A 10,973-nucleotide genomic window follows, 5' to 3' on the forward strand; every position below is an offset into this window, starting at 1 on the left:
ATGATGCAATCTCGCGCTGGATTTAACACTTTAAACCGTGATATTTAAAGAGGTTAACGATAACTTAATTAATGAGAATTAAAACAAGCAAACTCGGGGATATAAATATGAAGGGATTAACCCTCAAACCAATCGTTTCTGCCGTTGCCTTAGCACTGGCTCTTAGTGCATGTAGCGCTACCGATAGCAAGATTAACACGGCTGCTGAAACACAAGTCGCACCCAACGTCGTTGCCCAACAGATCATTGAAAACAATGCCAGCAACCCGTTCTTCAAACCATACGATACCTACTTGGGTATTCCTGATTTTGCCAAAATCAAGCCAGAGCACTACCTACCCGCATTCAAGGCCGGCATTGCACAGCACAAAGCCGAGATTCAAGCAATTATCGATAACCCAGCTGCGCCAACTTTCGCTAACACTATCGAAGCAATGGAGTTCTCCGGTGACCTAACCACCAAAGTGGCGAGTGTGTTTTACAATTTAACTGGCGCAGATACCAACGAAGAATTACAAGCCATCTCAAAAGAAGTGTCACCAATGCTCTCGTCAGCTAGCGATGATATTCTGCTAAACGATGCCCTATTCCAAAAAGTTAAAGCGGTTTATGATCAGCGCGATACTCTCGCTTTAAATGTTGCTCAGGCAAAACTACTTGAAGATACCTATAAATCATTTACCCGTGGCGGCGCTAACCTAACTGATGCCGACAAGACCAAGCTACGTGCGCTGAACGAGCAGATCGGCAAGTTGAGCTTAGAGTTTGGTGACAACCTACTGGCCGAAACCAATGCATTTGAATTGGTTATCGACAACAAGGCCGACTTAGCAGGCCTACCAGAAGGTGTCATCGCGACTGCCGCGCAGACAGCAACTAAGCGTGGTCACGAGGGTAAATGGGTATTCACCACGTCTCGTCCATCAATCACACCATTTTTAACTTATGCAGACAATCGCGATCTTCGTGAAGTGCTGTACAAAGGTTACGTAGAACGTGGTAATAACGATAATGCCAACGACAACAAGAAGATCTTGGCTAAGATGGCAGCACTACGTGCAGAACGTGCGCAGCTAATGGGTTATAAGACCCACGCGCATTTTGTACTCGAAGAGCGCACCGCTAAGACCCCTGAAAACGTGTATGAACTGCTAAACAAGGTATGGCCGGCGGCGCTTGCTCAAGCGGAAGCTGAAGTGGCAGACATGCAAGCACTTATCGATTCTGAGGGCGGCGACTTCAAACTTGCGGGTTGGGACTGGTGGTACTACTCAGATAAGATCCGTGTGGCAAAATACAGCTTCAACGAGCAGCAAACTCGTCCTTATTTCTCATTAGAAAATACCCTCAAAGGCGTATTCTATACGGCTAACCGCCTATTTGGCATCACGGTTAAAGAGCGTACCGATCTACCTAAGTACAATGATGAGGTGCGTACATGGGAAGTGTATGACAAAGATGGCGAGCTCATGGCTATCTTTATGGGTGACTACTTTGTTCGCGACAGCAAACGTGGTGGAGCATGGATGAACTCTTACCGTCAGCAGTACAACATGGATGGCGTAGACTCTAAGCCAATCATAGTTAACGTGCTTAACTACCCTCGCCCTGCTGGCGATGAGCCGGCACTACTGACCTTCGATGAAGCGAGCACCCTGTTCCATGAATTCGGTCATGCGCTACACGGCATGCTATCTGATGTCGAGTATCGCTCTCAAGCGGGTACCTCTGTACCACGTGACTATGTTGAGTTCCCCTCTCAGGTGATGGAAAACTGGATGACACAGCCAGAAGTGTTAGCGCAATTTGCTAAACACTACAAAACAGGTGAAGTGATCCCACAAGAGTTAGTTAAGAAAATTCAAGCGGCAAGCAAGTTCAACCAAGGCTTCGCTACCGTTGAATATATGGCTGCAACTAAACTGGATTTAGATTGGCACACAGTCACTGACTTTATGCCAAAAGATGCGGCTAAGTTTGAAGCCGAATCACTCAACAAGATGGGCCTCATTGCTGAGATCGCGCCGCGTTATCGCAGTACCTACTTCTCGCACATCTTCGCAGGTGGATACTCAGCCGGTTACTACAGCTACATCTGGTCTGATATTCTAGGAGCCGATGCTTTTGAAGCCTTTAAGGAAAATGGCATCTTCGACAAAGCTACCGCTGATGCCTTTAGAGATAACATCCTATCTCAGGGTGGCAGCGAAGATCCTATGCAACTATACAAGCAGTTCCGTGGTAAAGAAGCTGGGATAGATCCACTGCTTCGCAGTCGCGGTTTATTGGCTAAATAATCGCTAGCGATTGACCTTAAAAAGACACGCAAAATGCGTGTCTTTTTTTGTGCCATAAAAACGTCGTTCGTCAGAATTATTACTAGCAAAAAACGCCAGCAAGACACAGTAAATCAGAGAGTTAAACTACTTTCAAAGCAAATATTTAGTGGATTTATGTGTCACAAATTGATACAGGGAAAACCCACCATAAGTCACAAACGTCTCATCAATAGTCTCTATAATCGGCAACGCTAATAGTGAGTTATACCAAAAATAAATCTATTAGCAGTTTAAGAAGGGGCAACGCTTCTTGGGGTCTAAACAATTATAAGAGTATGGATATGTTAAATAAAAAACTATTAGCCGTTGTTATTGCTTCATCACTCGGTCTTACTGCCTGTGATTGGATTGATATCGATAACGATGATGACAATAAAAATGTGCTAGTTAACTTACGTATTTTAGAAACCACCGATCTTCATACCAACATCATGGACTTTAACTACTATAGTGGTAAAGAAGATCCAACCATCGGCCTTGCCCGTACGGCCAGCCTTATTGCAGAGGCTCGCAGTGAAAGAGCCAACACGGTATTAGTCGATAACGGCGATCTGCTGCAAGGTAGTCCGATGGGCGATTACATCGCAAGTGAAGGCTTAAGTGATACTCACCCGGCCTACAAGGCGATGAATACCCTTGACTATGATGTCGGTAACATAGGTAACCATGAGTTCAACTATGGGCTAGAGTTTCTAGAGAAAGCCATTGATGGTGCAGACTTTCCTTACATCAATGCCAACGTTATCTGTGCTAAGAAAGATGGCTGCTGGAATGGGGTTGAATTTGCCGATAACATGTTCGCCCCGTACTTAATCACAGATAAAGTCGTCATAGATACCAATGGCGACAAACACACCATCAAGATTGGTTATATCGGCTTCGTGCCTCCGCAAATCCTGCAGTGGGATAAGGCCCACTTAGACGGTGAGGTTGAAGTCCTAGGTATCACTCAAGCCGCTAAGAAGTTTGTTCCACAGATGAAAGCGCAAGGTGCCGATGTGATTGTCGCAATTCCGCATTCAGGTATTGGCTCAAGCGAGAACCCTGGCGATGCATGGGCTGAAAACGCCACTTATGCATTGACTCATGTCGAAGGGATCGACGCTATCATGTTCGGTCACAGCCACTCGGTGTTCCCTGACGCACGCTATGCAGATCTGCCCAATACCGATATCGAAAAAGGCTTACTCAATGGTGTTCCCGCCGTTATGCCTGGCCGCTGGGGCGACAACCTAGGTATTGTAGATCTAAAACTGCGTAAAGAAGATGATAAATGGGTGGTTTACCATGATGAGTCACAAACCGAGGCTCGTCCCGTTTATGACAATGCCAACAAAGTTGAGCTGGTCGATGGTGAGCAATCAATTCGAGATGCGGTCGAAATTGAACACCAAGGCACTATCGAGTTTGTCAGCCAGCCTATCGGTGTTGCTGCGGCAGATATGTACAGCTTTCTGACACTAGTGCAAGACGACCCAACGGTACAGATTGTCTCTAATGCGCAAATAGCCAAAGTTGAGCAACAGATCCAAAATGGCTCTGACGAAGCGCTTAAGAAACTACCAGTACTTTCAGCATCGGCGCCATTTAAAGCCGGTGGGCGTTACGCCGAGGGTGATGCGAGCCAGTTTGTGATGGTGGAAAAAGGCGAGCTAACTTACAGCAACGCGGCCGATCTCTATCTGTATCCAAACACTATGGTTGCCGTTAAGGCGACAGGCGCTGAGCTTAAAGATTGGTTAGAGTGCAGTGCAAACCAATTTAACCAAATCGATCCAACCATTACCACGCCTCAGAACCTGATTAATCGTGCAGGCCATCCAACCTATAACTTCGATGTTATCGATGGTTTGACCTACAAGATTGATGTGACCCAAGAGTCTAAATTTGATCGCGACTGTAAAGTGGTTAATGAAGGTGCTAACCGTATTGTTGACTTAAGCTTTAAAGACAGTGATGGCACCGTTATTACTGGTGATGAGTTAGCCAACAAAGAGTTTATCGTTGCATCTAACAATTACCGCGCCTTTGGTGGCGCATTTGCTGGTACGGGCCCAGATCATGTTGTACTCGAGCTACCAGATGAGAACCGTGAAGCACTTTCACAGTACATCACTGCTGAGTCTAAGCCAAATGACGCTGGCGGCTACGACGGCGCAGTTGACCCAACGGCTGATTATAACTGGGACTTCAAGACTATCGAAACTAATGTGAAACTCGATGTGCGTTTCGAAACCCAAGACAGTGAGCTTGCAGCACAATTTATCGAGGAAAACCAACAGCGTAAGATGGTTAAGATTGAAAATGCGGATGCCGTAGCAGGCTTTGCTATTTATAGCATAGACCTTGTCAACGAGCCTGCTGCTAAGTAATAGCAAGTAAACTCAAAACTGAAACTAAAAAGGCTCCCTTCCGGAGCCTTTTTTATTCGCTTGATGCCTAACTAACAGGGAGCAGCCATTGATACAACCAACGCGCACCATAGAAACCGACGGCGAGCCCCGCGACCATGCCAACAACTAGGGTAAAAAACTTTAATCTCTTGCGATTAAGCTCAGATATCATAGCTTGAAAATCCGGCTCGCTATGTGGTTGCTGGGAGGTTAACTTATCGGGTTCCATTTTTGTATTGACTCCTTGTCGATTACTTAGCGTAAGTTTAAACCATCTCAACCAAAGACTAGCTATAGATTTTGGTATTAGAATGTTTCAACGCTAACGCAAACCCACAGTAACTATCCATAGCTGCTGACAACTAAGCTTGATTGATAAGAATTAACTTTTCGATAAATGCCTTAAGTGCTGCACCGCTATCGAAGCTAAAAGCCAATCCATAATGGATACCATTCACACTCTTTTGCACGCGCTTAGGAAATCGCGTCATCTCGGAGTAATGGCAATACTGAGCTTTGGCATTTACGCCATCAATCGCTTCGAGATCGGCTTTAAACACCTCATAGGCGGGACGGATCACCAACTGGGCCTGCTTACCATCGACGTATAGATAAAATGGCTCCTTTAGCTTAGGTAGCATATATTCGGTGACTTTCTTTATTGAAAAGTTGGTTCTGCACTCAAGTTCATTGAGTAGCGATACGATCTCATTATGCTCAATAGCCAAAATTATGCCTGTTAACCGCAAAATTGAACTTAGATACTAACCGCTTTTATCAAGGGTGCCTAAGACTAATTCTTTTGCGTTCAATTTCATATACAACGTCCAGTATTTCCCCGATTAGCCATTGTCAGTTGAATTCACGCACTAGACAGGGTAAAACAAATAGCCTGACATCAAACAAAAGACGCTATCGTGGATCCACTTCCCTATTCTCAATCCTGTGAAAATAATAAATCAGCCATTGCCTCGGTGTTAGCCCACAGCTTTTGCGGCGCGAAACATGTATTAGAGATCGGAAGCGGCACCGGCCAACATGCAATCTATTTTGCCAAGCTGCTCCCCCATGCAATCTGGCAGACCAGCGATCAAACCTGTTACCACCAAGGGATAAATGCCAGGTTAGCTCAATATCCTAGTGATAATTTACGCAGCCCCATTGAGCTGGATGTGACTCAGCCTTGGCCAGTAGACCAACTTGAGCCTATCGACGCCATCTTTAGCGCCAACACATTGCACATCATGTCTAAAGCCATGGTCGAAGCGTTTTTTGAAGGAATAGGAAGGCATTTGGTGCCCAATGGTCAGTTTTGCGTTTACGGTCCGTTTAATTATCACGGCGAATATACCAGTGACAGTAACCGTCAGTTTGATAACTGGCTGCTGCAGCAAGACCCGCAAAGTGCGATTAGAGATATTAAGTGGATAATGCAGCTCGCAGCGGCGCAAGGCTTAGAGCTCGTTGCCGATCACTCCATGCCAGCCAATAACCGCTTGCTGCATTTTAATAAGAGGTAAACTCAAGCCTCAGCTTAAACCTTACCTTAAACCTTAGCTTAGGCCGACATCTGTGTGGTAAGCAGCGTTCGAAGCTCACACAGAGAGCTCACTTGATAGTGTGGGTCGATATCCTGCGGTTTTTCTGCGCCATGGCTGTTAAGCCAGCAGGTGTGAATACCGGCGTTTAGTCCGCCCAAAATATCTGAATGAGGGTTATCCCCCACCATAAGCACCGACTCTTTCTCTGGGTGGCCCATCATCTCAAACGCGTGATTAAAGATCCCAATATCGGGCTTTGCCACCCCAACCTCTTCAGAGATCACTAACGGCGAGAAGCGGTTGGCTAAGCCCACCTTTTCTAAACGAACCGTTTGTAACTGGGTAAAACCGTTGGTGATGATCCCCATGTTGACTCGCCCAGTAAGGCTATCGATCAACTCCTGTGCGCCAGGAAGCAACTGACAGATCTCGGCCATCGCGTTAAGAAAGTCGCTATTTAGTCTCTGGGTTGAAACTGCTAGTTTCTCGGCCCATGATTCGAAACGAATATTTTGCAACTCACTGGCTGTCAGCTTTCCATCTTGATAATCGACCCAAAGTGGTTGATTAACCTTTTGGTAATGGAGAAAGTCTTGATGGGTAAAGTCCACATCAAAACGGGAAAACATCAGCTGTAAGCCTTGAAAAGCGTCGAAGTGAAACAAGGTCTCATCAGCGTCAAAAAGTACCCATTTATACTGCATATCAATCCTAATTAAATGAATACAGCCATTGCTGCTACAGAAAAGTGCCGCAAGGTTATCTCAGTTAGGCGCTTTTTGTCCAAGTGCTAAGAGCCATTTCCAAGAAAAATAACGGTTAATTCAATCTACATCTGATTTAGCCCAAAAAATTAACCCCTCTATGACAACAAAATAACTCATAGAGGGGGCTAATTTTAGAGCGGGCTCTATATCTTACAAACAGACAAGCTTAGAAGGCCTTGTCGTCAAAGGCGACGATATCTTCACTGGCAGCCTGAACTTGTTTACGCAGACTACGGGTCTGCACCGCCCAATAGCGCATATAAAACTGCGCTGTACTGAGCTTATTTTGATAAAACTCCGCTTCATCTGTGCCATCACTCAGTACCGCCAAGGATTTTTCGGCGATGCGAGCCCAGATCCATGCCAACGCCGTAATGCCGAATATCTGCATATACGCCATAGACGCCGCGCCAATAATGTCGGGATTCTTAGCTGAATTTTCAGCGATGTAGCCAGTGGCTTTCTCAAGATCCCCCGCAGCATCCATCAGTCCGGCGATATAAGGTTTCATCGCCTCATTGCCCATATTGCGCTCAATAAGCTGCTTTACCTGCCCCGACCACGCCTGCAGCGTCTGTGCTTTATCGGAAAGTATTTTGCGGCCAACTAAATCTAGCGCCTGCACGCCATTGGTGCCTTCATAGATCATCGCAATACGACTATCACGCACAAACTGCTCCATGCCCCATTCGTGAATATAGCCATGACCACCAAATACTTGCTGAGCATCGACACAGGCCTTAAAGCCTTGGTCGGTAACAAAGCCTTTCACTATCGGTGTAAACAAAGCTGCTAGTTTCGACGCTGCTTTTGCTAAATCGGGATCGCTGTGCCTTTCGGCTTCATCTATCCACAGTGCCTGCTGGCCCATTAATGCTCGCGTGCCCTCGTTAAAGGCCTTTTGCGACAATAACATGCGGCGCACATCGCCATGCACTAGAATTGAGTCTGCGGCTTGTTCAGCCTGTTTAGCACCACTTAACGCGCGGCCTTGAATACGATCTTTTGCGTAAGCTAAGGCATTTTGATAGGCAATTTCAGAGACTCCTAGCCCTTGAACGCCAACGCCAAGCCTTGCCTGATTCATCATGGTGAACATGGCGCGCAATCCCTGATGAGGCTCCCCCACCAACTCGCCTAGGGCACCATCAAAATTCATCACACAAGTCGAGTTACCGTGGATCCCCATCTTGTGCTCTAGGCTCGCTGCAGTCAGCGCGTTCGCCTCACCAAGCGTACCGTCATCATTAACTAACACTTTAGGCACTGCAAACAGCGAGATCCCCTTTACCCCATCTGGTGCATCGGGAAGCCTCGCCAATACTAGGTGAACAATATTGTCAGTTAAGTCATGATCGCCAGAGGAGATAAAGATCTTCTCGCCAGTGATAGCAAACGAGTCCTTACCTGCAGGCACGGCTTTGGTGCGCAGCAGTGCCAGATCGGTTCCAGCATGGGATTCTGTTAAATTCATGGTGCCGGTCCATTCACCACTGACCAACTTCTCTAGATACTTTGCCTTTAATTTATCACTACCATGGGTATGAATGGCGGCATAAGCGCCGTGGGTTAACCCCGGATACATGGCAAAAGCCATATTAGTCGCAGTTTTCATCTCAGTGGCAAAAACACCGACCACTTCAGGTAAGCCCTGCCCGCCAAACTCGGGATCACAAGTTAGGGTAGCCCAACCGTTATCAACATACTGCTGATAGGCATCGATAAAGCCCTTAGGCGTGATCACTTTTCCCTCTTGTAAGCGACAGCCCTCTACATCACCACTACCGTTAAGTGGCAGCATAATATCTGTGGTGAAGTCTGCTACTCCCTGCAGTACCGCATCAATCAACTCAGGATCAAATTCATCGAATCCTGCTAAGTTATCTTTTTGATAAATATCTAGTAGCTCACCTAAAACAAACTGATAATCACGGATCGGTGCTTGGTAGATTGGCATAGTGTCGTCCCTTCAACTGCTTATTAATCGTTATAAGTTATGGTGGTCAGTGCTCTGACCACCATAACTAAGTTTGAGTAAAAACTCAGCAATATTTTCACTTTGTTTGCGCAAGAGAACAGCATTACCTTAAATAGAGTCAAAAGAAGGCTTATCTCCTTCTTAAAAACGGGTTAAGCTAATTCAAATAATCGTGATAACGCTATGAAAGGACAACTCCAATGGGTTCCGTCACCACTAACAAACATGCTAACGGTCTAGAGTATGTCGAAGTGAACACCGACTTGTGTAAAGCGAGGATCTTTATGCAGGGTGCCCAAATCGACTACTTTGAGCCGGTGGGTAAAAAGCCCCTACTATGGGTCTCCAGTGCAGATGATTACCAGCCTGGTAATGGTATTCGTGGCGGCATACCTGTTTGCTGGCCTTGGTTTGGCATGAATGACAATCCTGACTTTCCACAACACGGCTTTGCCCGTACCCGAATTTGGTCTCTGGAATCGGTAAAAATGCGCGATCAGCAGGTGGATCTTAAGTTCACCCTAAAGCTGACCGAAGAAGATAGGCTCTACTGGCCCCATGACACCGAAGTGGAGTTACTATTTAGCTTGAGTGACACCCTGTCTGTTAGCCTTAAAAATACCAATAATGGCGATTATGATGTCAGCCTAACACAGGCTCTGCATAGCTATTTCCCCATCAATGATATTCATCAACTGAAGGCAACAGGTTTTAGCGGCGCCAAATATATCGAGTTTGCTAAAGGCCCTTTCCCACAGGACGGAGATAGCGTCGACTTTACCCGTGAAACAGATCGCGTCTATACCGATTTGGGGGAATGCCAGGAGCTTCATACTCCCGATGGCGTGATTGAAGTGCGCCGTGAAAACAGTCAAAGCGCGGTACTTTGGAACCCTTGGATTGATAAATCGATGCGTTTATCGCGTTTCAATAGCGATGACTATCTCACCATGGTCTGTTTAGAGGCGGCGAATGTTCTAGAGGATAAACTGACTTTAGCGCCTAACGAAAGCCATACGTTAACCACCCATATTCGCTGGAAGGATTAACTTTGCAGCTACTGAGCCTAACTTTAAGGCTCAGCATCTAACAGATAAATTCTGCTGCAGTGAAAATCTAATAAGATCGTCGCTGCAGTCGAATTCAACCGGCGCTAACTTCAAGCTCTACTCTCAAGAAGCTCAAGTTTCAACACTCAAAGTAATGGCCGCAATTGCATGGCTAATCGCAGTTTTCACATCTCGCGTCGACACCAATATCAAGTTTGTCACCGACTTGATGTACCCCGTATTGAAACACCTCTTCCTGCTCGTGATGGTTACAGTTATGATTTCTCACAGCGGTAATAGAGAAGACAAAGATAATAAAAAACAACAAATTCCCAAAGAGTAGATAAGGAAGATGCCCCGACGTCCTCACACCGATAGCAATACAGCCAAACACATTAATCGCCAATAGCAGGAACATAGTATTTACCACCATGCCACCACTTTCGATAATATGGAAATAGTGGAAAATAACCATGAGTACTAATGAGCAAGTGCAAAGCGCGGGAATAAAAATCAACAGCCAACCCAAGTTTTTCAATGTAAACCTCTTATTGTTAAACGTACTTACTCCTATCTGCAATGCTCCTTCCTTAAGCGAAAGCACAAATCCATTAGCTACAGAAGCGAGCCTAAATCCAGTTCTAGCAACAGTGTTGAGCAGCGACATAACAATTGGTTCAATTTGTATCAAAACAAAAAGCCATTGGCACAAGGATATTTGAGGTCAGTCACAACTCTTTGGTTTTAATTCACTAAGGCAAATATAGAGTCGGTGAGCCAATGAGCCCCCAGATAAAGTCAACTCGGTGTAACCTCGACTCCGTTGTTATTATTGTTCAGCTATTCAGCCCTTTAAATAAGATGTTAGAATCTGCCGACTATACTAAAAGCCAGCAGCCAAACCGC

At 45.8% G+C, this 10,973-nt stretch carries 9 protein-coding genes; 4 read left to right on the forward strand and 5 right to left on the reverse strand.

What is annotated here, in order from left to right; all coding sequences use genetic code 11:
- The first annotated feature begins 107 nt into the window (after positions 1–107).
- Both L1D44_RS05885 and L1D44_RS05890 read left to right on the forward strand, forming a co-directional pair.
- Positions 108–2,297, forward strand: a complete 2,190-nt coding sequence (locus tag L1D44_RS05885) for a M3 family metallopeptidase (protein ID WP_239889275.1) — start codon at positions 108–110, stop codon at positions 2,295–2,297.
- A gap of 323 nt (positions 2,298–2,620) precedes the next feature.
- On the forward strand, positions 2,621–4,711 hold the full coding sequence (locus L1D44_RS05890; protein WP_239889276.1) for a bifunctional 2',3'-cyclic-nucleotide 2'-phosphodiesterase/3'-nucleotidase: 2,091 nt from the start codon (positions 2,621–2,623) through the stop codon (positions 4,709–4,711).
- Positions 4,712–4,778: 67 nt separating this feature from the next.
- Here L1D44_RS05890 and L1D44_RS05895 read toward each other — a convergent pair whose 3' ends face one another.
- Positions 4,779–4,961, reverse strand: coding sequence for a hypothetical protein (locus L1D44_RS05895; protein WP_239889279.1), 183 nt, complete (start codon positions 4,959–4,961; stop codon positions 4,779–4,781).
- A 133-nt stretch (positions 4,962–5,094) separates the two neighbouring features.
- Positions 5,095–5,460, reverse strand: a complete 366-nt coding sequence (locus L1D44_RS05900) for a hypothetical protein (RefSeq protein ID WP_239889280.1) — start codon at positions 5,458–5,460, stop codon at positions 5,095–5,097.
- A gap of 189 nt (positions 5,461–5,649) precedes the next feature.
- Between L1D44_RS05900 and L1D44_RS05905 the strand changes: the two genes are divergently transcribed.
- The gene (locus L1D44_RS05905) at positions 5,650–6,252 is read left to right on the forward strand and encodes a DUF938 domain-containing protein (RefSeq protein WP_239889282.1); all 603 of its coding nucleotides are present in this window, start codon (positions 5,650–5,652) and stop codon (positions 6,250–6,252) included.
- Between the two features lie 38 nt (positions 6,253–6,290).
- Here L1D44_RS05905 and yjjG read toward each other — a convergent pair whose 3' ends face one another.
- Together yjjG and L1D44_RS05915 are read right to left on the reverse strand one after the other, a co-directional pair.
- Positions 6,291–6,977, reverse strand: a complete 687-nt coding sequence (gene yjjG, locus L1D44_RS05910; protein ID WP_239889284.1) for a pyrimidine 5'-nucleotidase — start codon at positions 6,975–6,977, stop codon at positions 6,291–6,293.
- 229 nt (positions 6,978–7,206) lie between these two features.
- A complete protein-coding gene (locus L1D44_RS05915) occupies positions 7,207–8,997 on the reverse strand; it encodes an acyl-CoA dehydrogenase C-terminal domain-containing protein (RefSeq protein WP_239889286.1) in 1,791 nt (596 codons plus the stop codon).
- A 221-nt stretch (positions 8,998–9,218) separates the two neighbouring features.
- Between L1D44_RS05915 and L1D44_RS05920 the strand changes: the two genes are divergently transcribed.
- Entirely contained in the window at positions 9,219–10,067 is an 849-nt protein-coding gene (locus L1D44_RS05920; protein WP_239889290.1) for a D-hexose-6-phosphate mutarotase, read from the forward strand.
- Between the two features lie 172 nt (positions 10,068–10,239).
- Here the strand turns inward: L1D44_RS05920 and L1D44_RS05925 are convergent, their stop codons facing one another.
- Positions 10,240–10,605, reverse strand: coding sequence for a hypothetical protein (locus L1D44_RS05925; RefSeq protein WP_239889291.1), 366 nt, complete (start codon positions 10,603–10,605; stop codon positions 10,240–10,242).
- Between the last annotated feature and the right edge of the window lie 368 nt (positions 10,606–10,973).

This window comes from Shewanella sp. Isolate13, assembly GCF_022398325.1.
In the GTDB taxonomy this organism is placed as follows: Bacteria; Pseudomonadota; Gammaproteobacteria; order Enterobacterales; family Shewanellaceae; genus Shewanella.

Coding starts and splice junctions, on each gene's coding strand:
- L1D44_RS05885 (WP_239889275.1), top strand. CDS start 108: ATGAAGGGATTAACCCTCAAACCAATCGTTTCTGCCGTTGCCTTAGCA.
- L1D44_RS05890 (WP_239889276.1), top strand. CDS start 2,621: ATGTTAAATAAAAAACTATTAGCCGTTGTTATTGCTTCATCACTCGGT.
- L1D44_RS05895 (WP_239889279.1), bottom strand. CDS start 4,961: ATGGAACCCGATAAGTTAACCTCCCAGCAACCACATAGCGAGCCGGAT.
- yjjG (WP_239889284.1), bottom strand. CDS start 6,977: ATGCAGTATAAATGGGTACTTTTTGACGCTGATGAGACCTTGTTTCAC.
- L1D44_RS05915 (WP_239889286.1), bottom strand. CDS start 8,997: ATGCCAATCTACCAAGCACCGATCCGTGATTATCAGTTTGTTTTAGGT.
- L1D44_RS05920 (WP_239889290.1), top strand. CDS start 9,219: ATGGGTTCCGTCACCACTAACAAACATGCTAACGGTCTAGAGTATGTC.